Source organism: Croceivirga sp. ABH4_376 (genome assembly GCF_056160685.1).
In genome coordinates this window covers 779,937-806,457 of the sequence record NZ_JBSWXQ010000002.1, presented here as the reverse complement: position 1 = coordinate 806,457, position 26,521 = coordinate 779,937, and the positions used below count along the sequence as shown (strand labels likewise).

Below are 26,521 nucleotides of genomic sequence, written 5' to 3'. Positions count from 1 at the left end.
ATGGCCGTATTTGATAAGATTACAGAAACATCTTCTTTACACGATAATTTAGAGACCCTTTCTACAAAAGAATTATTACATAAAATCAATGAAGAAGACCAAAAGGTTGCTTTAGCGGTACAAAAGGTAATACCACAAATAGAAAAATTGGTAGAGCAATTGGTTGCAAGGTTTGAAAAAGGAGGAAGGCTATTTTATATTGGTGCCGGTACCAGTGGTAGATTGGGTGTTTTAGATGCATCAGAGATACCACCTACCTTTGGTATGCCTTATGATAGGGTTATAGGGCTAATTGCGGGTGGTGATGTTGCTATTAGAAAAGCAGTGGAATTTGCAGAGGATAATACGCTGCAAGCCTGGAAAGATTTGAATGAATTTGGTATTAATGAAAACGATGTGGTTGTGGGTATAGCCGCATCGGGTACAACCCCTTATGTTTTGGGAGGTATAGCGGATGCAAAAAAGAACGGACTGTTAACAGCGGGAATCACCAATAATCCCGGGTCGCCTTTGGCTACCCAAGCGGATATTGCTATAGCTGTTGATGTAGGTCCGGAATTTGTGACCGGTAGCACTAGAATGAAATCGGGCACCAGCCAAAAAATGGTCTTAAATATGATTTCTACCGCTTTGATGATTCGAATAGGTAGAATAAAGGGCAACAAAATGGTAGACATGCAATTGAGCAATAAAAAACTGGTAGACCGTGGCACCCGTTATCTTATTGAAGCTTTAGGTTTGGAGTATGAAGTTGCGGAAGCTGCCCTTAAAAAATATAAATCCGTAAGGGCTGCAATAGAGAATCTTAAAGAAAAGGGCTAGGGGGTTAAGACTTGGGAGTTAATTTGTAAATACCTTTGCCTTCCACACCTATGTAAATATAACCATACGGCCCTTCCTTAACGCTACGTACACGGCCAATACCATCCAATAATTTTTCACGGTAAGTAACTTTGTTGTTTGTAATTACCAGACGTTCTAAATACTGAAAAGCCAGGGAGCCTACCAAAAGATTGCCTTTCCAATTGGGGTATTTGTTGGTTGTTATAAAAGCCATGCCGCTAGGTGCTATAGAAGGCACCCAATAGTGTAAGGGTTGTTCCATGCCTGCCATTTTTGTCTTATCGGTTATTTTTGTGCCGCTATAATTAATACCGTAGGTTATAGATGGCCAGCCATAATTTTTACCTTCTTTAATGATATTAATTTCGTCTCCACCCCTAGGGCCATGCTCGTGCTCCCAAATTTCACCGGTAAGCGGATTTAATACTAATCCCTGAGGATTTCGATGTCCATAACTAAATACAGCTCTTTTTGCATTGGCTTCGCTATAAAATGGATTGTCCGTAGGTATACTACCGTCTTTGTTTAGGCGATATATTTTACCGCCATCCCTGGTAATATCTTGCGGATTTTCTTCCCTATTGCCTCTATCTCCAATAGAAAAATAAAGATACCCTTCTTTATCAAAAACAATTCTGGAACCAAAGTGATGCGAGGTAGTACTATTTGGACTTGCTTTATATAGGACTTTTTTATCTATGAGTTCCCCATTACGCAGTTTACATCTTAAAAGTGCGGTATTGCTACCTTTTTCTTTTCCGTCTGTAGAAACATAGGTTAAATAAATATAACCGTTAGAAGCATATTTTGGGTCCAGTGCCACATCCAATAGACCGCCTTGACCTGCTACTTTAATATCGGGTAGGCCCTTTATTATCGTTTTTGAGTCATTTTTATATAAAATTAATTTTCCTTCTTTCTCGGTAATAAGTAAACTGTTATCTGGTAAAAAAACAAAGCCCCAAGGATTCCTTAAATCAGGCACTATTAATTCTTTGGAAAGTACTGGTTTTTCAGGCGTTGAGATGGTATTGTCGGTGTTTTGTCCACAAGACGTACCAAGCAGTACAACGAAAAAATGTAAAGTCAATATATACTTTTTCATAAATTGATCGTTAGAATAAAGGTAATACCCGTTAAAATGCAATTTTTTTACGGTAAATAAAGATAACTAGATTATATAGATAAATAATTACACCTAGAAATATTAGGCTCCCAAATCCCGGTATTTCTACAACAGACTTAACCTATGCAAAGCAATAAAGCCCTACGTGTTTTATATGCGCTATTGTTGATTTTCGTATCAATAGTAGGCTATGCCTCTCTCTCAGAAGCAAGGGTACTTCGTTTTCTTGAATGGAAAACGGAAGCAACACCCATAGTTACCAAGAAAATGGAAGAAGTGACCAGTTCTTCTATTGTTCACAATTCTAGCGAAAATACATTTGAAGCAACAGCTGCAATGTTCACCACTATTATTACTAATGGAGATGAAAGCGTAGGATGTACGGATAATGGTTTTACGGTAGTGCGCTACAACCTCTGTGGTGATTTTGACGACAGAACGGTTACACTCAATGGAAGTTATGGTAGCTATCAATGGCAGCAGTTTAACCCAAGTGGATCCTGTACGGCAGATATCAATGATACCTGTCCAAATACAACCAACACGTGTTGGTCTACTGTAGACACCGATGCTAATTTTACTATAGATGCAAGTACAATTAACCCTACCAACGGTGGGGAATTTCGTGTTAGGGTAGATAATGGTGCCTACTATTATTTTAAGGTTAAAAAGAGTACAATTACCCAAACCTTTGTCAAAAGAAATTATATCTGTGATGTTCCGGGTAGAATACAGATTACTAATCTATCTAGTTCTTATGAATATGCCATTGATCCTGGTACTGGTTTTGGTGCATGGCAAAATTCTGCAATTTTTGAAGGATTAACACCTGGAACCTATGTGGTTAAGGCAAGACTAAGAAATACACCAAATACCTGTGAGTATCCGTATGAGCCAATAGAAATTGAAGAAAGAGAAATTGATATTGATGTTACTTATACAGATGCGAATTGCTTTGGGGAAACAGGCAGTATTACCGTAACGGTAAATGATGTTCCCGGTCCTTACAAGTATACCTTATTGGATGAAATGGGTGTACCCCAAGAATTTACAACTTTTATTGCAACGAACCCTTATACCTTTTCAGCGGTTGGTTTTGGTACCTATAGCGTGCAAGTAGAAACGCAACAATGTGCTGGTGACCCTGGAAATGGTATCCCCGCTCCCAGACAAACAACAGATGTCAATGGCAATCCAATCACCATTGGTGATGGATTGGTTCCATTGGCAGCATCTACAGAGGTAAACGAGAGCTTAAATGCTACTTGTGGGGTTAACGATGTAAATATTATAGTACGTACCTCAGGTGGTGCGGCCCCTTATACTTTTACAACTAGTGATGGTGGTAATTCTGGTGGTTCATATACCACTAGTACTACTTACAACGTTACTGCTGCTGGCGATTATGATTTTTATATTACGGATGCTAACGGTTGTACAATAACGGCATCTGCCTCTGTTGAAGAGCTTACACCTCCTGATATTACGGTAACTGGTACGGATGGAACTTGTAGTAATGGTGGTGCCAAATTAAATTTTACCATCAACGATTCTAAAGGATATAATTTGTCTTTTAGGGCAACACCTGCAGACCCTTGGTCTACAAACCCTATTCTTTCCGTTGCCGCAGGAACTTACAATAATATTCAAGTAAGATACCAGCAAGGAACGGTAGATTGTATATTAAACGTGCCTGGTTCGGTTTCGGTAACCAGTGTGGGTACAATTATGGGTAGTGCCGTTAAACTATCAGATAGAACTTGTAATGGCGCTGGAGGTGTAGACGGTGGTGTTATTGAATTTCAAGGGCCTTTTAGTGGAGGTTCCGGAAGTGGGTATGTCTTTAGTATATCAGGAGATGCCGCTTCTAATTTTAGTACGCAAACTACTTATACAAATCTAGCGCCTGGTACATATACTCCAATAATAAGAGATGGTGGTGGGTGTAGATTAGAGTTAACGCCAATAACCATTTTGGATGTAGACCCTCCTACCAATATCGATTTTTCGCAAGATAATACCAATTGCGCGGCAAATACATCAGACGTTCAACTTACGGTTACAGCTAACGCCGCTATTGCTACTTATGAGGTTATTAGTCCGGTTGCAATTAACAATGGCGGTAGTGATACCTTTTTAGGGCTAACAAATAATACCAACTACACTTTTAGGGTAACGGATGTTAATGGTTGTCAATACGAAGAAAGTTATAATCCTTCTGTCATTAGTTCGGTAAGGGCTAGAGTAAAGTCTGGAGGAGATACCCGTGTATGTAGCGGTGCGTCTGATGGCTCTGGAACATTTATCATAGATGGCTTTACCAATAATTATACATACAATATTAATGGAGGTGCAGAAAGTGCTGCCCAATCCGACGCAGAAGTTACCGTTAACAGTTTAGCGGCGGGTAATTATACCATTACCGTAACCGATGTGGATTCTGGCTGTACGGACACCGCGACCTTAACTATAGAAGAACCGGCTACAGCCATTGGATTAACAGGTGCCGTAACCGCTATGAGTTGTGATAACAACAACTTGGGTAGGGTAGTGGCCAATGCAACCGGGGGTTGGGGAAATTACAGTTATACCTTATTATATCCTGATGGTTCAACGCAGGCTGGGCCAAAATCGGGAACGGTTTTTGGTAATCTAGGGCAAGAAGGTGCATATACCTTAACAGTTGAGGATATTGAAGGTTGTACAGATACGTTTACCTTTTCTTTAAATAGGATAGAAGCGCCTGTAATTGCATTAGACGCAAGCACGGATTATTGTTTTGAACCAAGCACGGGAGCTACCATTGTAGTAACGGCCAGTGGTGGTTCTGCAGGGCCTCCTTATACCTTTAGAATGGATGGTGGTGCTACGCAACCAACCGGAACCTTTACAAATGTGGGTACGGGAACACATACAGTAGAAGTAGAAGATGCAAATGGTTGTACGGATACGGTGAACGTTACCATTAGACCCCAATTACGTGTTACTGCAAATATTATTGCTGAGATACCCTGTGGTGGTTTGGACGGGGAAATTGAAGTAAGGGCAAGTAGAGGTTATCTCTCTGGTTCTGGCCCAAAGAATTATGAAATTAGCTCAGATAATGGGGTTACTTGGTCTGCGCCGCAGCCGTTGACCACCAATACATTTAGCTATTTTACCAATGTAGACGGTACCTATGTTTTTAGGGTAACCGATAATGAGGGGTGTGTTGCCACATCCTCTCCAATAATAATGAATCCGCCGGCAAATATAAATCCGGCGACTCATGATGTGAGTCCAGCTAGCTGTGGACAAACGAATAATGGCCGGGTAATCATTACGCCAGACGCGACAAGTGGATTACCCCCTTATGAAGTTGATTTTGATGGAGGTGGGTGGTCCTCACAGACCGCCTTCTCCAATCTTCAAGCTGGGCAAACATATACCTATCAGGTTAGAGATGCTAGAGGTTGTGTAACGGTAGCACAAAGCTTTACCGTTCCTACGGATGGTACTCCTCCGCCAGATGCAACTGTAGTACAAGATATAGCCACCTGTTCCTCAGGAACTATATTAGGGGGTATAAGTATCACTAATGTTACAGATGGTGTTCCTGATTTTACCTATATTTTGCAAGATGAGTTTGGTGCAGAAATCGCTATCATTGGCCCAACACCAAGTACTTCTGAGTCTTTTACAAACTTAGCGCCAGGTAATTACCGGGTTATTACCGTAGATGCCAATGGTTGTACGGATACGGATGCTGTAACGGTTACACAAACCACTTTAGATGTAGTGCCAGATCCTGTGATGGCTCCTACATGTGGACCTTCAGGTTTTTCTAACACGGTTGAGATTGTTGGTGGGGTAGGACCGTTTTTAATCCGATTGGTAGGAGACCCAAACCCTGCGGTTACACCAAATAGCCCGCCAAGAAGACATACTTTTACTAATCTATTGTTTGGGGTAACCTATACGGTTGAAGTTACTGATTTAGGTACAGGATGTATCTATGAAGATGAAATACCACCCGTAAGTGGACCAAATTTACTTTCTGTTGCAGCTACATCTACACCTGGGGCTTGTGATGTAAATAGAAATGGAGAAATTCAATATACAATAGATGGTTTTAATCCTGGGGATACATTGTTAATAGAATTAATGAATTCTGATGATGGCTCTATAACCCCAATAGGAACGGTTACCCCAGGTACAGTTCCTTATTCAGATACAATAGCGGAATTAGCAGGTAACTACCAAGTTATTGTTACCAATCAAACGGACAATTGTAATGCAGCAGGTTCGGTTACTATAGAAGAAAACCTTCCTAGCTATATCATACTTTCAGAAGAACCAGCTAATTGTAATGCCTTTGGCCAGATAACCGTACAAGGTTATGGTGGAAATGGCGGTCCTTACGAATTTGCTTTTATGCCAGATGGTACTATTCCAGCGGCGGGAGATTATAGCAATGAAACAACATTTGTAGGTCCTGCCGGAGATTATGATGTATATGTTAGGGATGCTTCTGGTTGTACCTCCTTTGATATTGCAACTATAATCGCTTTGCGTCCAGATTTACCGGCACCTACCATAGATGTGGTTAATCAATGTGATGTTACGGCAACCAGTTTTGAAATTCAAGTACGTATTGCAAATACTTTGGCAGATACACCAAGGTTTACCATGGGTGGAGATACCCAAATAGGAGTAGATAATGGAACGGATTATGTGGCTACATTTTATGTAAATTCTCCGGGAAATTACACTATAGATGTCCAAGATGCGGATGGTTGTACCAGTCAGGGCATTGCAGATGTATATGAATTTTTAACGGTTAGTGGTTCGTTTAGTACAATGCCTAATTGTTTTGATAATGACGGTACCATTTCTATTGATGTTGTGGGCGGTAGCGACGATTTTACCTTTGAGTTACAAGACGAATTTGGAGTGTATCTAGGACCTACGCTTACTGGAGATAGAACAGCAGGTGTTTTTACCAATTTAACTACAGGAAATTATAGGGTTTTTGTTTCGGATAACGAAACAGGTTGTAATGATACGGTTAGCATTAACCTAGACGACCCAGTACCGCCGGTTATTGATTCGGTTGTAGATCAAGACATTTCTTGTAATGGCGCAAATGATGGTTCTATAGACGTATTAATTGATCCCGTAAGTGCTGTAGATAGTCCTTTTACCTATAATTTGTACCAAGCAGGTACAGCTACAATTGTACAAACAAATGCTTCGGGCGTGTTTAATGGTCTTGTTCAAGGTTTTTATGATGTTGTAGTTGTATCTAATAGAGGATGCGAAGATCGCCGAGACAATATTGAAATAGAAGAACCACCAGTATTTGAAATAGGTGCAACAGTTCCAGATTTTGCATGTGAAGTAGGAGCAAATAGATTTAGTAGTACCATTATAACTGTAAGTGTTAATCCCAATGGAACCGGTAATGTAGGTACGGCTGGCTATCAATATAGTATAACCGGTTTTAGTAATTATCAATCTACAAACACTTTTGAAATTATAGATGATGGTACCACACAAACAATAACGGTTTATGCCATAGACGGTAATGGTTGTCAAGACCAATTTGACGTGGTCATTGCCCCACCTACAGATGTGATACCTACAATTAGCAATACTACGGCCTTAACATGTGCTACCGACGAGTTGGTAGAAATAACGGTGGCGGGGACAACTAATTATGAAATAGAAGTGACGCCTGCCGTGCCGGGAAGTCCTTTTAACAGTGGAGGCGCTGCAACAACAACTATAAACCTACCAAATGCCGGTGAATATTTGTTTGTGGTAAATGATTTATCTCCAAATGGATGTTCTTATCCATTACCAAAATATACTGTAAATGAACCTATTGTACCAACAGCATTAATATCTGAGGCTGCCCCAATACTTTGTGATGGGGATGCCAATGGTGCACTTTTTATAGATGTATCCAATTATTCCGGGAATTATAGCTACGAGGTTTTTGCCGTAGACGGTGCGGGAACACAAGTTTCTACCGGCAATACTGGCTCGTTTGATACGGCTAATTTCCCGGATATTAATGGAGAAGCTGCAAGGATATCAGGTTTGCCAGGAGGTAATTTTGTAGTTCGTATTACATCTTTAGATACACCATTTTGTTCTGCAGAAAGTAACTTGGCAACTATTAGGACACCAAGCGGTCCTTTAACTGTGAGTACAACAGAAATAGGTAACGTAAGTTGTCTGGATAATACAGGAAACATCGAAGCTATTGCAACAGGAGGTTGGGATGTTTCGCCCTATGAATATCGTTTATTATTGGATGATGGTTCGGGTACCTATCCAACAGAGGTAAGTCCGTTTTCCGCAATAAATGAATTTGAAAACCTTTCTAGTGGTGATTATCGAGTAGAAGTTAGGGACATTGAAGGGTGTATAACTTTTGATGATATTACTTTAAATCCAATAGACCCTATTGTAGCGGGTATTAGAGAGCCGGCAGGCTTAGTGTGCCCGGGCGGTAATAATGCGGTATTAGAGGCATTTGACCCAACAACAGGCGATACGGATACAGCAACTGCTGGTGCATATGGAGGTGTTACGGGGGCAGGCTACAAATACCAATTAATTTATCTAGGTAGTAATAATATCACAGACGAACTATCAAGAAGTGGTCTTCAAGATTCGCCCACATTTATAGGTGTGAGCGGAGAAGGATATATAAGTGAAGGTTGGTATGCCATAGAAATATCTTCTAGTTATTCTTGCATTGGGGTAACCCAGCCATATTACGTGAATCCGCCACCTGCAATCATACCTAATTTGGTACAGGTTAGAGCACCAGGATGCGGTGGTTTAGGACAAATGCGTTTAACGGTTACCAATCCCGAAGCTGGATTTGACTATGAGTATAGATCGGTTAATACACCAGATCCAATTAACGATCCCTACATTTCTATGGGGGCAGGTGTTACATCGGTAATCATAGACGGTGGCCCGGGCTTTTACCAGTTTGATGTTAGAAAGGTAAACTTGAACAATACTTGTGATCCGGTAGCATCTAATGGTCTAACCTTGGTAGATGCACAAGACTTGGACTTGGTAGTAAATTTACCTGATGATATTTCATGTGCTTCAGAAACAGATGGTCGTATAGAATCTTTCTCTTCGGGAGGTGTGGGTTCTAATAATTACTATTTATTTTCTGGAGACCCAGGAGACCCTTTTAATCCAAACGCTGGCGCTACCTTAGTAAGAGGTCCACAGCCAGATGGTACATTTGAAGCATTGCCAGAAGGAACGGATTATTATGTTGCCGTAACCAGTGGTGTAACCTGTTCAGACGTTGAAGGGCCATTTGTAATAGAAAGACCAGATCCCATAGAATTTGAAATTTCAACTACCAATGTAAGTTGTAGTGGAGAAGAAGATGGTAGCATAACCATAGAAGTTACTAACGGTGGTGAAGGTTTAATACAATTTGCTATAGCTCCTAACTTTAATGAGTTTTTTAATGATGTTGATACTCCAGGGGTATATACCTTTGAAGATTTACAAGGTAGCCCATCTGGCACCGAGTATATTATTTTAATACAGGATTCCCAAGGTTGTTCAGAAACAGAAACCGTTCGTGTATTTTCACCAGAAGAGCTAACAGCCACATTTACGGCAACACCAGAAACTTGCCTTGGGGTTGCAGATGGTAGTGCACAACTAAACATACATGGCGGAACACCTTTTGTAGACGCAATTTCAGGGCAATCGTATTATGAGGTAGCCTTTAATTCTTCCTTAGAAGAAGATTACCAAAGAAACGATACCCTTTTATATGAGAATCTATTGGGAGGTGAGTCTTATGTATTTTTTGTAAGAGATGCCATGGGCTGTGAAACTACCGTAATAGTTCCTATAAATAGTGGTGTAGACCTAGTACCAACAGCAGAAGTAGTGTACGGTTGCGAAGGTATATTTCCTTTTAGTACTGTTACCATAGACTTAATGGATAGGAGTGAACTGTCTAGAACTTTGTTTTCATTGGATGTAGATGATGTTTCTATGGCTTCTGAGGAACGTGTTTTTGGAAATCTACCAGCAGGCGAACATACGGTATATGCTTATCATGAAAATGGTTGTGTAACCTTTGTGGAGTTTAGTGTGGATACCTTTGAGCCATTGACCTTGTCTGCAGAGCAAACCGGTCTGGGTGAGATTACTGCCACGGCAATTGGAGGCTTTGGAGATTATGAGTTTTTCTTTAATGGTGAGTCTTACGGGACAGAAAATGTCTTTACCATTAATTATGACGCTAACATTGAAATTAGGGTAATAGATGCCCAAGGTTGCGAGTCTATAATATTAATGCCTTTTGATTTTGAAGGAATGCCAGAATTTCCAGATTTCTTTACACCGAACGGAGATGTAATGAACGAGAATTGGTTTGTAAAGAATGCAGATTTATTTCCAAACATGGAAGTTAAAATCTTTGATAGATATGGCAGGGTGGTAGCAATTCTAACTGAAGTAAAGGGGTGGGATGGTACGTATGAAGGCTCTCCTTTACCAACAGGAGATTATTGGTATGTTGTTAATGCCAATGATGCAGACAAGCAACAATTTGTAGGTCATTTTACATTGTACAGATAAGGTCTTAAAAAGAATAGTGCTATCTAAAATATATTCTTATTTTTGCATCCCAAAATCCGGGATGTGGCGCAGTCTGGTAGCGTACACGCATGGGGTGCGTGTGGTCGCTGGTTCGAATCCAGTCATCCCGACGAGTTAAAGCATAACAAAGGCTTCCAAATTTGGAAGCCTTTGTTATTTATAGGGTTATGCTGCTATTTTTCTACATTCATCCGCACAGGCTTTACAACTGGCGGCACAAATTTGACAATGTTCATGACTGTGCGCACTACATTGTTCTGCACACCAATCACAAATTTCGGCACAAATAGCGGCATATGCTTTACTAAACTTAGAATTGGCGCTCATACTTTTAATACATGCCAAACAAGCGTCAATACACTCCATACAACAAACAGGGCAGTCGTTCATGCTTTGTTTGCCAGCCATATTGGCCAAACAATTTTGGCAATCTACCAAACATTGTTGGCACAATTGTATGCAAATAGTGTAACGGTTCATAGCTATTTGTTATAAATTATTTAATATAAAGACTACAGATATAATAAAAGAAAGGCAAAAAAAGATGCCAGAGGTTACCAAATAATATTTAGTACGTTCTAGTACTTTATGAGAATCGCTTATAGATGTCATATATTTTCTTTTTGATGTCAACAATTTTTCAAAACAAAAATCACTAAAACCTAAGTGTTTGGTTTGCTTATATCAGTTAGTTGTTAACCCAAATAGAAAAGATAATCAGGCCTTAATTGAAGTATTCTCTTTTTACTTGGTGTGGCATTTTTAAATTCGGAATTAAACCGGTTTAAATTGCGATTTATGAAAATTGGTAATTCGTAATACCTTGTCTAAGCCAAATTTTAACACAAACTGACGGTTGTCAATAAATTGATAGCTACAACTTTTAAATTCAATATAAAACACTGAAAAACAAAATATTAAATGCCTGTGTAACATTGCGAATAGAAGGGTTCAAATTCTGATTTTAGGTCATTTTATAATTTGAAGCGAACCAGAAGAGCGCTTCAAGTAGTTTTAGTTAGCAAATTGAAATAGGTGTAAAAGCCTAGAACTTCTAACTAAAAATTAACTCACAAATGCGAAAGAAAATTTCGATGATTTTTCTGTGGCTTCTTTGTGCTCCAATTTTAATATTGGCACAAACTACGGTTACAGGAACTGTCACTGATGCCGATTTTGGTACACCTTTACCAGGCGCATCAATTGTAATTAAAGGTACAACTACTGGTGTTACAACAGATTTTGATGGTAACTATTCTATTGAGGCGGAAACAGGGAGTATTTTGATTTTTTCCTACATAGGATTAAAGTCAAAAGAAGTTACCGTAACTACAAACACCATTAATGTTGCTTTGGAGAGCGATGTGTCTCAATTGGAAGAAGTGGTTGTTATTGGTTATGGTACCACTACCAAAAAAGACGCAACTGGTGCTGTACAGTTACTAACAGCAGAGGATTTGAACAAAGGTGCCATTACAACCGCAGACCAAATGATTACCGGTAAATCTGCTGGTGTTCGTGTGGTAAACAATGGAGGTGATCCAGATTCTGGCATTAATATTCGTATTCGTGGAGGTTCTTCCTTAAATGCGAATAATAGTCCATTAATTGTTATTGATGGGGTGCCGTTATCCAATCAGAATCCTGCAGGGCAGGCCAACCCTTTAACGCTAATTAACCCTAATGATATTGAATCGTTTTCGGTATTAAAAGATGCTTCTTCTACGGCTATTTACGGTTCTAGAGCGTCTAATGGTGTAATTATCATTACCACAAAATCTGGTACCAAGGGAGCGCCTCAATTTAACTTCTCTTCCAACGTACAGGTAGGTACGTTGAGCAATCAAATAGATATTTTTGATTCTGCGGAGTATGTAGATTTTATTCAAAATACGTATCCAGAAAGTGCTGGCTTATTGGGTTTAAATGGTATTATTTATGATACCAATTGGCAAGAAGAGATTTACAGAACATCTTACACGGTAAACAATAACCTTACGGCTAGAGGTAATCTTTTTAATAAAATACCAATTAGAGCATCTTTTGGTCATTCAGAAATTGCGGGTATTTTAAAAGAGTCGCAATTAGACAGGTACACAGCGTCTTTAAACATTGCACCAGAGTTTTTTGATCAGCATTTAAAAGTGACTATCAATGCAAAAGGGATTGCTACAGAAAAAGACCAGCCAGATGGTGGAGCTATAGGTAGTGCCTTAGCAGCTAACCCAACCTTACCAATTTATGACCCACAAGGTGGTATTTTTGGTGGCTTTTTTCAATTAACAGATGACCAAGGTATAGTAGGGCCAGCAAACCCGTTAGCATTACTAAAGCAACGTGAGCGTAATGAAGACGCAGACCGTTTTATTGGTAGCGCCGAGTTTAGGTATAAAATTCATGGTTTTGAAGAGCTAACAGCGGTGGTAAATGCAGGTATAGATTATTCAGAATCTACTATTAACGAGTACTTTTTGCCAAGTGCTGTTGGAGCATATACGGTTTTTGATGGGCTAGAGATATTCAACAACTTTAGTCCAAGTTATAGAGAAAATCAAATTAAGAGAGACCATTTGTTAGATGCCTATTTGTCTTATGCTAAAGACTTTGAAGGAGCTTTGAACAGATTGGATGTACAAGCAGGTTACGCATACCAAAACTTTGTGGTCGATGGCGCACCTTTTTCGACAGTTACTAATAATGGTTTTAGAGAGCGTGTAAATGAAAATAGATATTATACAGAGCTTAATCTGCAGTCTTTCTTTGCTAGAGCAAATCTTACGCTATACGAGAATTTTTTATTGACCGCATCCCTTAGAGCAGATGCATCATCTTTATTTAATGAGAATGATAGATGGGGGTATTTTCCAGCAGCGGCTTTAGCCTGGAAATTAGATGAGGAAAAATTTCTTGAAGAAACGGATTGGATAGACCAATTAAAACTAAGATTGGGTTGGGGTCTTACAGGACAACAAGATGTTACAGGCATTGTTGGTTATTATCCTAGTACTGCATCCTATGGTATTGGTAATGAAACGGTACAATATACTTTTAACGGTCAAAATATTCCAGGTTATAGGGCTAATCCTTACAATCCGAATTTAACTTGGGAATCAACTTCAACTTACAATTTAGGAATAGATTTTAATTTCTTTTCTAATGTTCTTAGCGGTAATATAGACGGGTATATTAGGAATACTAACAACTTGTTGGCAAATGTTCCACAATCAGAAGGAGCCCTGTCAAATGAGTTTGTGGAAAATGTTGGTGAAACCGAAAGTAAAGGTTTTGAAACTGCACTACAATTTAGACCTATACAAACGGATGATTTCACTTTAGAATTCAATGCGAATGCAGCATTTAATGAGACCTATATTACTACATTAGGTAATATCACTCAATATGGAAACGGTGGTGGTATAGGTCGTGGTACTGGGGTAAATATTGGGCAAACCGCTGTAGGGGAGCGTAACCGTACCTTCTGGTTGTACGAGCAGGTATATGATGCTGATGGTAAAGCGATAGAAGATGCTTTTTTAGATCAGAATGGCGATGGTATTATCTCTGATGCGGACAGAAGATTTATTCCGTTTGAACCTAAATGGACTTACGGTTTTGGTACGTTTATTCAGTACAAAAACTTAGATTTTACAGCCAATTTAAGAGGGCAATTAGGGGGCAAAGTGTACAATGCTAATTTATTAAATAGAGGATTTGCTCAAGCAGCAATACCACAAACAGATTCTGGATTTATCAATAATACGTTGGATTTATATGATGGTGTGCAGTATAATGGATTTCCAGAGATTCCTTCAGATACACAGGCCTTATCAGATTTTTATTTATCCGATGCCTCTTTCTTAAGATTAGATAACATTACTATTGGTTACAACCTAAAACCTTTTGAGGACAAAAAATTAAGCCTAAGATTTTACGGTTCTGCTAATAATGTTTTTGTTATTACAGATTATGATGGTTTAGATCCAGAGAACTTTAATGGTATAGAATCTTCGCCTTATGCAAGACCACGTACCTATACATTAGGTGTAAATGTTGATTTCTAAAAACGAATTACAAATGATTAAAAAGATAATATTCGGACTATTTGCAGCTACTGTATTTGTTGGCTGTACAGACGATTTAAATACGGAGCCAAGGGTAGAACAGAGTTTAGATAACTTATTAGATGCTGACCCAAACGCCACTTTAGGTATTCTAGGTAAATTATATGGCGGTTTAGCATTACACGGTATTGGTATCCCCGGTAGCGGTAATCAGCAAGCAGATATTGCTGGGGATGACCCTGGAGAAACGGTATTCTTTAGAGCTATCTGGAACATGCAAGAATTGACCACGGATATTGCTAAAAACCGATGGGGCGATGGCGGTTTAGACCCGTTAACTACAGCAACCAACTGGGTGCCAACCAACAAATTCTTTGGTTACTTATATAATAGAAGTTATTTCAATATTGCGCAAATCAATAACTTCATAATAGATGTACAAAAAACAGATGATGCAAACGCAGAATTATATGTAGCCGAGGCTCGTTATTTACGTGCACTTTTTTACTACTATTTAATGGACACCTTTGGTGGTGTGGTCATTGTAACCGAAGCAGATGGAGTAACTGGTGTAAGAAGAGCGCGCAACACTAGAACAGAAGTGTTTGATTTTGTGGAGAGCGAATTGTTGGCGGTAGAAGAGACCATACCTGCAAATAATGAGTACGGTAGGGCAAACAAGGCAGCAGTACACATGTTATTAGCAAAAGTGTACTTAAATGCAGAAGTGTATACAGGTACAGGTAGGTATGCAGATGCATTAACCTACAGTGAAAAGGTAATTTTAGAATCGCCTTTCACCTTAGACGATGATTACCAGTCTATTTTTCAAGGAGATAACTTTACTTCTCCAGAAATTATTTTTCCCATCATTGGGGATAGAAATACCGTACAATCTTTTGGTACAGCTAGCTATCTTACCAACGGTAGTTTAGGAGATACCACGATGCCAATTGCAGAGTTCGGAAATTCTGAAAGTTGGTTTGGTCACCGTTGTACGCCAGCCATTTATGGTTTGTTTGGCGATTTGGAGACTACTCCAGATAGTAGAGCTATTTTCTGGACAGAGGGCCATAGCTATGAAATGGACGATTACCGTACGTGGGAGAGTGGTTACCCAACTACTAAATTCCAAAATCAATATTCAGACGGTAGCTCTGGTCAAAGTCGCTTCTCTGATACAGATATACCCTTATTCCGTTTGGCAGATGCTTACTTGATGTACGCAGAAGCTTTCTTTAGAGGTGGTGGTGGTTCTGCAACCCAGGCAGTAGACTATATTAACGCCCTAAGAGAAAGAGCCTATGGAGATACTAGCGGAAATATTATAGAAGCAGATTTAACAGAACAGTTCTTAATAGATGAGCGTGCACGCGAATTGTATTATGAAGGGCATAGAAGACAAGATTTAATTCGTTTTGGTCGCTTTACTGGCGGAACTTATAACTGGCCTTGGAAAGGTAATGTAGCAGATGGTACTTCCATTCCGGATCATTACAATTTATTTCCATTTCCTTTAGAGGCATTACAAGCCAATCCACTATTGGAACAAAACCCAGGCTATACTAACTAAAAACTAAAAACGATGAAGAAATATTTAGCATTTATATATGCATCCATCGTAGCAATGGCACTTTTGGTGACAGGTTGTAGCGATGATGATGAGAACATTAGAGTAAGCAGTGAGGCAAGTACACAGCTTACACTGTCTACTACAGATGCTCTAGAATTAACTAGAGATATGACAGGAGAAACAGTTTTAAGTCTTAATTGGACTGCTCCAGATTTTGGTTTTACCGGTGCGGTACCTACCTATAACGTGGTTGTAGGGGTAGATGCGGCTACAGAAGCTATGCCAGTCCGTGTAAATGTGGGCAATGTACTAAGCAAAGATTTTTTAGCAGAAGAACTGAATGAGGCTGTTGCAGATGCCGGCGCTTTATCCGGTTTGGAAAATGAGGTTAAGATTTGGGTAGAAGCTATGTTGGGTCAAGAGGTTGTAGTGGCTTCAAGCCCACAACTTTTAACCATTACAGGGTATGCAACTACCTTCGATTTAAGTTCGCCTTGGGGTCTTGTGGGTTCTGCAACACCTAACGGCTGGGATGGTCCAGATGTGCCGGTTTACAGCACTGCTATTGCTAACGAATTTGTGGCTTATGTTACGCTTGTAGATGGTGAACTTAAAATACGAAGAGACAATGATTGGACCGTTAATTATGGTGATACCGGAGCAGATGGTATTCTTGATGAAGGAGGAGATAACATTCAGGTAACAGCTGGTACTTACAAAGTAATGTTTAGCTTAAACGACTTTACCTACAGCATAGAGCCATTTACTTGGGGCTTGGTTGGTAACGCTACACCAAACGGTTGGGATGGTCCTGATACGCCTTTAACGTATGACTCTTCTTCTGACCAATGGAGGGCAGTGGTAACCCTTACCAATGGCGAAATGAAGTTTAGACAAAACAATGATTGGACCGTAAACTTTGGTGATACTGGTGCAGATGGTACTATTGAAGCCAATGGAGATAATATCGTTGTAGAAGCTGGTAATTATTTGGTTTCGGTAGACTTTACCAATAATCTATATACCATAGAGCCAATAGATATTTGGGGCTTAGTGGGTGATGCTGCTCCAAATGGTTGGGACGGACCTAACGTTCGTTTTACACCAGATTATGCAAACGAAGGGGTTTGGGTTCTAGAAAATGTAACCTTGTTAGACGGTGAAATTAAATTCCGTACCAATGATGCGTGGGATTTTAATTATGGAGATGATGGTAATGATGGCACTTTAGAAGCAGACGGAGCCAATATTCCAGTAAGTGCGGGTACGTATACCATAACACTTTATTTGGCAGATGCTGATAACCCAACCTACACTATCGAATAAATCAAGAAATTATGAAAATCAAAAAATATATAAATCTAAGTCTGGCTGCGTTAACCTTTGCGTTCGCAGCTTGTACTAACGATGATTTCTCGCCCTTAAAAGTAAAAGAGGCTAATGACGCAGAAGACTTAGCTTCTGGTTCTGCCGCCGGTAGAACAGACGCATTAGTGCCAGGTAATGGTGTTATGATGCAAGCCTTTTATTGGGATGTTACCGAGGGCGGAATATGGTGGAATAATGTAGAGTCTAAACTAGAGAGTTGGGCTGCTAATGGTATAGATGCTATCTGGATTCCCCCAATATCTAAAGGTCAAAGTGGTGGTTTTTCTATGGGGTACGACCCTGCGGATTACTTCGATTTTGGTGACTTTCAACAGCACGGAACGGTAGAAACACGTTTTGGTAATCGTGCGGAATTGGAAAATATGATTGGCACTGCACATGAGAATAATATTGCAGTAATAGCGGACATCGTGCTAAACCATAATTCTGGTGGACAGTTAGAATACAACGAGTTTAGACAAATTGAAACCTATACCTTGTTTGAGCCCGCTTCTGGATTATTCAATAGAACTTGGTTAAACTACTTGCCTAATGCCGAAAATTTGAAGGATGAAGGTAGATTTGGTGGTTTCCCAGATTTAGATTTAAAGAATGACTATGTACGCGATTGGTTATGGCAATCTGAAGAGTCTGTAGCCAACTACTACATGAATACGTTGAAAATTGACGGTTGGCGTTTTGACTTTGTAAAAGGTTTTTCTCCAGATGTTGTTAAAGATTGGATAGCTACTGTTGGTGGTTATAGTGTAGGAGAAAATTTTGATGGTAATGTAGAAGGTGTAGTTGGTCCTTGGGTAGAAGCATCTGGCGCCAATGCCTTTGATTTTCCTAACTTCTTTAACATGCGTAATGCCTTTTTAAATGGTAATTTAAATGAGTTGGTAAAACCAAGCTTAATTTCTACAATGCCAGATAAGGCGGTAACTTTTGTAGGTAACCATGATACCGAAGCAAGAGATGGTAGTAATGAATTTCCGGATGCGTTTGAAACTCATGCTTACGCATATATTATGAGTGCTCCAGGATATCCTTGTGTTTTTTATTCGCACTATGAGGATAGCGGCGAGGATCAAAAAGCTAAAATTAACCAGTTGATTCAGATTCGTTCAGAATTGGCTGCTGGTGATTGGACGGTGAATCATGTTTCGAATCAAGAGTTTGTAGCCACCCGTGGTGGCGATGCAGAAAAACCAGGTTTGGTATTGTATATTAACTTAAGTGGAGAGGAAGTATCCAGAGAAATACAAACGCATTGGATTAACGCTAATATTAAAGATTACACAGAAGAATATTTAATTTTTGAGCAATCAGATGCTAGTGGTTTGGTTACTTTAAAAGCACCTGCTAATGGTTTTGCTATTTGGGCAGCTACAGAAGACGAGCAATTGGCCTTTCCAGAGGTATTATATGTACCCGGAGGTTACCAAGGATGGGACCCATCATCTGCTCCTGCCTTAAATGCTGTAGAATTACCAAATTTAGCCGGTACGTTTAGCGGTCACGTTCGTTTTACAGAAGCTAGTAATGAATTTAAATTTACAGACGCACCTAATTGGGATAATGGTATTTACGCGGATGAAGGAGATGGAACAACGGGTGTTTTAGCTTCGCCTGGTAATAACATTGTTCTAGCAGGCCCTCAAGATTATGAAATCAATGTAGATTTAGCCAATAATACTTGGTCTGCCAACACTTGGGCAATTATAGGTAGTGCTACTCCTAATGGTTGGGACGACCCAGATACGGACATGTCTTATGATTTTGATAGAAATGTTTGGACGGTAACGACCACACTTACAGATGGCGAATTAAAATTCCGCGCCAACAACGGTTGGGATGTTAACCTTGGAGATACTGGCGCAGATGGCGTGTTGGACAATGGGGGTGATAATATTGCAGTTACTGCAGGTAGTTATCAAATAGATTTAGATGTGGCAAACAATTCATTTACCCTAGGTAATTGGGGTGTTATTGGTAGTGCTACCCCTAGCGGATGGGATGCAGATACCAACATGGCATATGATGCTGCAAACCAAGTTTGGACCATAACCTTGGATTTAGTAGCTGGTGAAATGAAGTTTAGATTTAATGATGATTGGGCTGTTAATTTAGGAGATAATGATGCTGATGGTAGCGTAGAGCAAGATGGAGCTAATATTGCTATTGCTGCAGCGGGTAATTATACCATAACATTAGATTTATTCACAAATACTTTTACTATTACTGGAAATTGAGAGTTGTTTCGGTTTAGTTAATTTTTAATTATAGTTTGTGATGTAAAAGGGTTGTTTTATGAACAACCCTTTTTTTATGGTTACACTAGATAAACCTTTAGGTAAACTGTTTCTTATTCGTAATTTTGTAACAAATAACAACAGACTCAATCTTCACTAGCGCAATGACTACTATTAGCTTACTGTTATACAGTAAAAAAAAGCATTATTCGCCCAAAACAAAAGCGTTTAGCGGGTATAGGTATGTTGTTTTAATAGTACTCTTATTACAATCTGTATTTTTAAAATTAAATGCACAAACTACTTTTATAGTAGACTACGTGCCACCAGAAACCAATTTAAAGGATACATTATACTTAACCGGTTCTTTTAACGATTGGAATCCGGCAGATAAAAATTATGCCTTTCAAATACAAGACACTGGTACCTATGTATTGGCCAACAAGCAATTCTCTAATTCGTCTTGGATTTCGTATAAAATTACACGTGGTACTTGGGATAAGGTAGAAGTTCAAAAAAATGGCAACCCACTAAACGTTAGGAAGCACTCTTTTACTAGTTCTACACCAGAAACCGTAACGCTTCAAGTTGCAGGTTGGGCAGACCAATTAAAAAAAGAAGAAACGAACAAAATTAAATTACAGGTGGTAGACTTACCCAGTAATACACCGCCAAATACTTCTCTTTTTGTTTGTGGTAATTTTAATGGATGGGTACCAGGTGATGAACGCTATAAATTACAAGATATAGGTAATGGTATATATCAGATTTCTATTCCTGTGTACAGCAGTAGAATAGAATATAAATATACACGCGGTAATTGGTTAACCGTAGAAGGTAATAGTTATGGAAGACCAAGACCTAACCGGGTTTTGGATACAAATACCTTAACTACAAAAAAGATATTAAAGGATAGTATTGCATTCTGGGAAGACCAATCTTACGGTATTTTTAATCCGTACACTTTGGTTTTGGTTTTAACGGCCTTACAGGGTTTATTCCTCATTTTTATTATCAACTCAAATCAAAACAATAATAAATGGGCCAACCAAGCACTTAGTATTCTAATTTTTGTTATCTCTTTTACCTTAATTGCAAGGGTGGTAATTTATGACCGGGTTATCTATACCAACTATCCAAAACTGTCTTTGTTAACCGATTTAGTTTTCTTTCTATATGGGCCAACGTTGCTAATTTATATTAAAAGATTACTGCATCACGCCAAAAAATCAATTTGGCACTATTGGCCTCATTTTATACCGTTTTTACTGCAATGTATTGTTTACGTAACTTTCTTTTTTAAGCCTACGCACACCTTTATTGAGCAGAATTTGTTTCAGTCTATGGATTCCCCTCCATACTCTGTTTACGAGGTTATAGTGGTCTTAGCTTTGGTTTTCAATATTTGGTATTGGTTTAAAATAAACGGCATAGTAAATAGGTATTTTAAAAATATAGAACACAATTATTCTACAGACCAAAACCTAAAATATTTAAATACCATATTAATAATTTTAGGTATTTGCTTGCTTTTATGGACGGTGATTATAATAGTAGATGTATATGCCACGTTCACCAAGCAACCGGCTAACTATTTAATCAATTTTTTAATTGATGGTATATGGATTGTTTTTTCCGTAGTAGTGTTTTTCTTGGGGTATTTCGCTATAAAGCAACCACAAATTTTTAGAATGCCAGAACCAGAGGAGGAAAAAGAAGAACCTAAAATAGAAAAACCAGTTTTAGAAACAGCAGAGTTAGAGCAATTAAAAACCAATTTACACCAGATAATGAAACAGGAACAGGTGTATCTAAACCCACAACTAAGTTTACCCGATCTAGCTGAAAAGATGAATTCTAACGTGCATACCTTATCAAGGGCAATAAACGCAGGTTTCAATAAAAATTTTAGAGATTTTGTAAATCAATATCGTATAGAAGATTTTATTGTTAGAGCACAAGACGAAAAATATAAGAACCAAACTTTTTTAGCCATCGCTTTGGCCGTAGGTTTTAACTCCAAATCCTCTTTTAACCGCTCATTTAAAAAGGTAACGGACAAGTCGCCCCGCGAATATTTTAATCAATTAAATCAAGATTAGTATTAAGGTTTAAATTAGTCTCATTTTATAACTTTTAATGCCCAATTTATAATTTAAGACGATACTACCCTCATTTCGTCCTACTTTAGTTTTAACTGAATAAAACTAAAACAATGAGGATTGCAATTACAATAGTTATGATGATGGTGTTAAACCTAACGCCATTATTGGGCCAAAATACCATAGAACGGGTTGAGCCGCCTAATTGGTGGGTGGGTATGGAATATAATACCATAGAATTGTTGATTTATGGAAAAGACATTGCGGCCAACGACGTAAGACTAAAAGCTTATGAAAACGTACAATTACAAAGCGTTAAAAAAGCAGCCAACCCCAATTATTTATTTGTAACCATTGCAATAGGTGAACAGGCCCAACCGGGTAATTTACAATTAGACTTCCACAAAAATGGTACTTTGGCATTCGTTCATAATTATCAATTAAAAGCACGTGAAAACAACCGTAAAAACATAACCGGTTTTAATAGTGCTGATGCCATATACTTAATAACGCCAGACCGTTTTGTAAATGGAGACCCAGATAATGACGCTGTTGCGGGCCTGCTAGAAAAACCCAACCGAAAAGATAAAGGCGGTAGACATGGGGGCGATGTAGCCGGGATTGTAAAAAGTTTGGACGCGATTAAGGACATGGGTTTTACCGCCATTTGGACCAATCCTATTCTAGAAAACAACATGCCCAGCTATAGCTACCATGGGTATGCTATTACGGATTTTTATAAGGTTGACCCACGTTACGGAAGCAACGAATCTTATAAGAAGATGGTAGAAAAAGCTTCTGATAAAGGAATGAAGGTAATTATGGATATGATTGCCAACCACTGTGGATTGGAACATTGGTGGATGAAAGATTTACCATCGGACGATTGGATTAATCAATGGGACACCTACACCCAAACCAATCATAAAAAAACGGTAGTATTGGATCCCTATGCCACTAAAAAGGATACCAAAGAATTTTTTGATGGCTGGTTTGTGCCTACTATGCCCGATTTAAATCAGCGAAATACATCTATGGCCAAGTATTTAATACAGAATACACTTTGGTGGATAGAATACTCCGGCATTGCAGGCATCCGTATGGATACCTATCCATATCCAGACATGTATTTTATGCGAGATTGGACCGCCGCAGTGATGAAAGAATATCCAAATTTCAATATCGTAGGGGAAGAGTGGGTGCTACGCCCAACCATTGTATCGTATTGGCAAAAAGGAAAAGAGAATACTAACGGTTACACTTCGGAATTAAAAAGTGTTATGGATTTTCCGGTACAACATGCATTGACAAAATCTTTAAATGACGCCAACTTTTGGAATGCGGTTTATGAGGAACTGGGGCAAGACTACTTATATCCAGACCCAAGCAATTTGGTGGTTTTTCCAGATAATCATGATATGAGTCGCATTTACACCCAGCTGAATGAAGATGCAGCCTTGGTTAAATTAGCATTGACCTACATTGCAACCGTTCGTGGTATTCCTCAAATTTATTACGGAACTGAAATTTTAATGGGTAATAAAGGTACGGAAGACCACGGTATTATTAGAACGGATTATCCTGGCGGATGGGCAAAAGACAAAGTAAATGCTTTTACAGAGAAAGGTTTAACTTCTGAACAAAAAGATACAAAGGCATATTTAAGCAAACTGTTTAATTGGCGAAAAAATGCTGAGGTTATCCACAACGGGAAGCTTATCCATTTTGCGCCAAAAGATAACAGTTATGTCTATTTTAGATACAATGAACAGAAAACGGTGATGGTCATTTTAAATAAAGATGCCAAAGCAAAGTTATTAGATGTTACCGATTATCAGGAAGTATTAAAAGGTAGTGTAAACGGAAAAGATGTGCTAACCGGTAACCGTTTTGAAAATGCCAACACCATAAATGTACCTGCAAAAACGGCCATGATTATAGAGATAGACTAATTTGTATTTATCGTTGTACACCGTCCAAAATCCAGTCTTGTACTGGATTTTCTTGGTCTTTATGCAAAACGGAGACATCACCGGTAGATTCAAAAACTACAGCTTTTACTTGGTTTATATGGGTAACGTTGGCTTCTCTAAGCTTTGCTTTCAAGTCGCTCACGGTTACTTTTGCCTTCTTTAGGTTAGAATAATTTATTTTATTGCCGTCCATAAGTAATAATGGTTTATTATCTACCAAGAATTGAACAAAATAAAATTCCCTAAAGTAGGCCAGTATTAGCTGTAAAATATAAATATTTAACAAACCAATGCAACCCTCTATAAGGTTTACTTTAAAAGGCAATATAGAAGAAGCTATAACGGAACCAATGGCAACGGTCATGGCAAAGTCAAAGCTAGACATTTTAGAAAAGCTTCTTTTTCCAATAATTCGGGTTAGAATAATTATGGATAAATAAATACCTATACTGGTTAAGCTTATAATACCAAGTGTTTCCCAAGAGGTGGTAAATAGTTTAGATAGCATAATTAGGTTCAATAATTTAATGTAGAAAGGAATAATAAGAGGGCGCCTAGTATTACCAGTACAAATACCATATTGGTCAAAACCTTATTGCAATTTTTACCCTTCATTATTTACGATTAGTTTTTTTGTTGCCTTATGTGATTCATAGGCAATAATCATAAAATTGAAATTAAGTTTTTCTACTGGTAATCTTTAACTTTAAGTGTATGTTGATTAACCCTATTAATGAAATCTAATAGAATATTAATTTAACTGCCTAAACTCCTTAGGCGAATGCCCCACCTGCTTTTTAAAAAGTCGGCTAAAATGTTGTGGGTATTTAAAGCCCAGTTCATTAGCAATTTCACTAACGGATTTATCAGGATTAAACACTTTGCTTTTAGCTACATCTATAAGTTTGGTCTGTATGTATTCTTGGGCAGAGTTACCCGTTTCTTTTTTAACCAAATCCCCAAAATAGTTGGACGATAAATTTAACTGGTCCGCAAAATAACCCACAGAGGGTAAACCATATTTTTGGGGCTTTTCAGAATTTAAATAATCGTTCAATAAACTATCGAACTTTTGTAAGGCACTTTGATGCGGAATTTCCCGGGTCAAGAACTGTCGGTCGTAAAAACGAAGGGAATAATCCAACAGCAATTCAATATTGCTAACAATCAATTTTTTACTGTGCTTATCCAGGTTCTGTTCCAACTCAAACTGAATTTTATCCAAAACACTCAGCACCAACGCCTGTTCCCGTTCAGATAAATGCAAGGCTTCCTTAACCCCATATGAAAAGTATTTGTAGCTCTTCATCTTGCGGTCCAAGTCTGAGCCCAACAATAAATCTGGATGAAAAATTAGCGCATACCCTTTGGGTACGTAATTGGGGTCATAGCTAATTCCGGCCTGTTGTCCGGGCGCTAGAAACACCATGGAACCTTCGTCAAAATCATATACTCCACCCCCGTATTTTAGCTTGCAATTTTTGGCCATTTTTAGAAAAATGGCATAGCAATCAAAGTGTAATCCGTCAAAAGAATAATCTGGGTAGGCCGTGTTTTTTTCGTAATCTAAAATTCCCACCAAAGGATGTGTAGGTTTCGTATTTCGCCATGCAAAATAATCAGCAACAGATTTAATGTGGTAAATGTTTTCCATGCTTTTCTAAGCTTTATAGCTTAAAGGTAAACATTTGCCTATCAAGTAATACCAAATCCGTAATAATGGTATAAACATCCGTAATCTGGGTAGCCTTTTACTTTAAGTTGTTACGATAGGAACTTGGAGACATACCCAAAACCTTCTTTACATACCTGCTAAAAAAGGAAGTACTTGAAAAGTTGAGCGTATCAGAAATTTCGGTAAGTGATAGATTTTTGTTTTTAAGCAATAGTACAATACGTCTTGTGGTATAGTTTTGTATCCATTCCATTGCTGTTTTTCCACTATTTTTTTTACATACTTCCGTAAGGTATTTAGCGGTAATGAATAATTTGCTACTGTAGAATTCCACTTCCCTATGTTCCATACAATGCTCTTGCACCAAACCTAAAAATCGCTCAAAAATAGTACCGCGAGTTTGATTTTGTTCTCTGTTTTTCATTTCCTGGGCCAAAATGTTCCACATGTCCATCACAAAAATTTCCGTCTGCCGGTTTAAAATTTCTTTTCTGAACTTATGATCTTTGTCCTCGTATTTTTCATGTAATAATTTAAAATTCATTTCGCACCGTTGCTTTAACGCTTCACTTAGCGGCACTACGGGATTATTCTGAGTAAATAGGAACCCTTTAATGCCCCAGCCTGTATCGGGATTATTTTTACTTAACAAATCAAAGGAGACAAACAAATATGTAGCTTTAAAATCCGGAGAAAGCATTATTTCACTTACGTCGGAGCTAATTAGCCAAATAACAAAATCGTTTTTTTTAACGGTATATGTTGTGTTCCCCAGTTTAAACTGGCCTGTTCCGGAATGACATAGGATATGGGTAAAATACAATTCTAAATAATTATCTGGAATTATGGATTTATCAAACTGTTCCAATAATATAATTTCCTCCATTATTTATTTTAGGTAA

General features: G+C 38.5%; 13 protein-coding genes and 1 tRNA gene. 9 read left to right on the top strand and 5 right to left on the bottom strand.

From position 1 onward, the window contains the following. Nucleotides 1-822 carry an N-acetylmuramic acid 6-phosphate etherase gene (gene murQ / locus ACXAGS_RS07790; RefSeq protein WP_474905981.1) on the top strand — a complete coding sequence of 274 codons (822 nt, stop codon included), beginning with the start codon at nt 1-3 and terminating at the stop codon, nt 820-822. 4 nt (nt 823-826) lie between these two features. On the opposite strand, the gene ACXAGS_RS07785 is transcribed toward murQ, so the two are convergent. Continuing rightward, the gene (locus ACXAGS_RS07785) at nt 827-1,948 is read right to left on the bottom strand and encodes a PQQ-dependent sugar dehydrogenase (RefSeq protein ID WP_474905979.1); all 1,122 of its coding nucleotides are present in this window, start codon (nt 1,946-1,948) and stop codon (nt 827-829) included. A gap of 144 nt (nt 1,949-2,092) precedes the next feature. Here ACXAGS_RS07785 and ACXAGS_RS07780 point away from each other — a divergent pair, with 144 nt between their 5' ends. Both ACXAGS_RS07780 and ACXAGS_RS07775 read left to right on the top strand, forming a co-directional pair. Then, nucleotides 2,093-10,591: a T9SS type B sorting domain-containing protein gene (locus ACXAGS_RS07780; protein WP_474905977.1), complete on the top strand. Its 8,499-nt coding sequence runs from the start codon at nt 2,093-2,095 to the stop codon at nt 10,589-10,591. A gap of 57 nt (nt 10,592-10,648) precedes the next feature. Next, nucleotides 10,649-10,722 (top strand) — tRNA-Pro (locus ACXAGS_RS07775). 55 nt (nt 10,723-10,777) lie between these two features. Here ACXAGS_RS07775 and ACXAGS_RS07770 read toward each other — a convergent pair. Further along, nucleotides 10,778-11,092 (bottom strand): four-helix bundle copper-binding protein, encoded by a 315-nt coding sequence (locus tag ACXAGS_RS07770; protein WP_474905975.1) that lies wholly within the window; start codon nt 11,090-11,092, stop codon nt 10,778-10,780. A 596-nt stretch (nt 11,093-11,688) separates the two neighbouring features. Here ACXAGS_RS07770 and ACXAGS_RS07765 point away from each other — a divergent pair. From ACXAGS_RS07765 to ACXAGS_RS07740, 6 genes are all read left to right on the top strand, one after another. Continuing rightward, entirely contained in the window at nt 11,689-14,673 is a 2,985-nt protein-coding gene (locus ACXAGS_RS07765) for a SusC/RagA family TonB-linked outer membrane protein (RefSeq protein WP_474905973.1), read from the top strand. 13 nt (nt 14,674-14,686) lie between these two features. Beyond that, nucleotides 14,687-16,246 carry a RagB/SusD family nutrient uptake outer membrane protein gene (locus tag ACXAGS_RS07760; protein WP_474905971.1) on the top strand — a complete coding sequence of 520 codons (1,560 nt, stop codon included), beginning with the start codon at nt 14,687-14,689 and terminating at the stop codon, nt 16,244-16,246. Nucleotides 16,247-16,258: 12 nt separating this feature from the next. Beyond that, nucleotides 16,259-17,572, top strand: a complete 1,314-nt coding sequence (locus tag ACXAGS_RS07755) for a SusF/SusE family carbohydrate-binding protein (protein ID WP_474905969.1) — start codon at nt 16,259-16,261, stop codon at nt 17,570-17,572. A gap of 11 nt (nt 17,573-17,583) precedes the next feature. Further along, nucleotides 17,584-19,869 carry an alpha-amylase domain-containing protein gene (locus ACXAGS_RS07750; RefSeq protein ID WP_474905967.1) on the top strand — a complete coding sequence of 762 codons (2,286 nt, stop codon included), beginning with the start codon at nt 17,584-17,586 and terminating at the stop codon, nt 19,867-19,869. A 164-nt stretch (nt 19,870-20,033) separates the two neighbouring features. Next, a complete protein-coding gene (locus ACXAGS_RS07745; RefSeq protein WP_474905965.1) occupies nt 20,034-21,971 on the top strand; it encodes a helix-turn-helix domain-containing protein in 1,938 nt (645 codons plus the stop codon). 113 nt (nt 21,972-22,084) lie between these two features. Then, complete coding sequence (locus tag ACXAGS_RS07740; RefSeq protein WP_474905963.1) at nt 22,085-23,923, top strand: glycoside hydrolase family 13 protein; 1,839 nt, start codon at nt 22,085-22,087, stop codon at nt 23,921-23,923. A 7-nt stretch (nt 23,924-23,930) separates the two neighbouring features. On the opposite strand, the gene ACXAGS_RS07735 is transcribed toward ACXAGS_RS07740, so the two are convergent. The 3 genes from ACXAGS_RS07735 to ACXAGS_RS07725 all read right to left on the bottom strand — a co-directional run bounded on the left by ACXAGS_RS07735 (nt 23,931) and on the right by ACXAGS_RS07725 (nt 26,505). After that, a complete protein-coding gene (locus ACXAGS_RS07735; RefSeq protein WP_474905961.1) occupies nt 23,931-24,452 on the bottom strand; it encodes a DUF421 domain-containing protein in 522 nt (173 codons plus the stop codon). Between the two features lie 243 nt (nt 24,453-24,695). Further along, a complete protein-coding gene (locus ACXAGS_RS07730) occupies nt 24,696-25,598 on the bottom strand; it encodes a helix-turn-helix domain-containing protein (protein ID WP_474905959.1) in 903 nt (300 codons plus the stop codon). A gap of 97 nt (nt 25,599-25,695) precedes the next feature. Then, a complete protein-coding gene (locus ACXAGS_RS07725; RefSeq protein WP_474905957.1) occupies nt 25,696-26,505 on the bottom strand; it encodes a helix-turn-helix domain-containing protein in 810 nt (269 codons plus the stop codon). Between the last annotated feature and the right edge of the window lie 16 nt (nt 26,506-26,521).

Excerpts from the sequence above, each read along its gene's own strand:
- murQ (WP_474905981.1), top strand. The coding sequence starts at position 1 with ATGGCCGTATTTGATAAGATTACAGAAACATCTTCTTTACACGATAAT.
- ACXAGS_RS07785 (WP_474905979.1), bottom strand. The coding sequence starts at position 1,948 with ATGAAAAAGTATATATTGACTTTACATTTTTTCGTTGTACTGCTTGGT.
- ACXAGS_RS07780 (WP_474905977.1), top strand. The coding sequence starts at position 2,093 with ATGCAAAGCAATAAAGCCCTACGTGTTTTATATGCGCTATTGTTGATT.
- ACXAGS_RS07770 (WP_474905975.1), bottom strand. The coding sequence starts at position 11,092 with ATGAACCGTTACACTATTTGCATACAATTGTGCCAACAATGTTTGGTA.
- ACXAGS_RS07765 (WP_474905973.1), top strand. The coding sequence starts at position 11,689 with ATGCGAAAGAAAATTTCGATGATTTTTCTGTGGCTTCTTTGTGCTCCA.
- ACXAGS_RS07760 (WP_474905971.1), top strand. The coding sequence starts at position 14,687 with ATGATTAAAAAGATAATATTCGGACTATTTGCAGCTACTGTATTTGTT.
- ACXAGS_RS07755 (WP_474905969.1), top strand. The coding sequence starts at position 16,259 with ATGAAGAAATATTTAGCATTTATATATGCATCCATCGTAGCAATGGCA.
- ACXAGS_RS07750 (WP_474905967.1), top strand. The coding sequence starts at position 17,584 with ATGAAAATCAAAAAATATATAAATCTAAGTCTGGCTGCGTTAACCTTT.
- ACXAGS_RS07745 (WP_474905965.1), top strand. The coding sequence starts at position 20,034 with ATGACTACTATTAGCTTACTGTTATACAGTAAAAAAAAGCATTATTCG.
- ACXAGS_RS07740 (WP_474905963.1), top strand. The coding sequence starts at position 22,085 with ATGAGGATTGCAATTACAATAGTTATGATGATGGTGTTAAACCTAACG.
- ACXAGS_RS07735 (WP_474905961.1), bottom strand. The coding sequence starts at position 24,452 with ATGCTATCTAAACTATTTACCACCTCTTGGGAAACACTTGGTATTATA.
- ACXAGS_RS07730 (WP_474905959.1), bottom strand. The coding sequence starts at position 25,598 with ATGGAAAACATTTACCACATTAAATCTGTTGCTGATTATTTTGCATGG.
- ACXAGS_RS07725 (WP_474905957.1), bottom strand. The coding sequence starts at position 26,505 with ATGGAGGAAATTATATTATTGGAACAGTTTGATAAATCCATAATTCCA.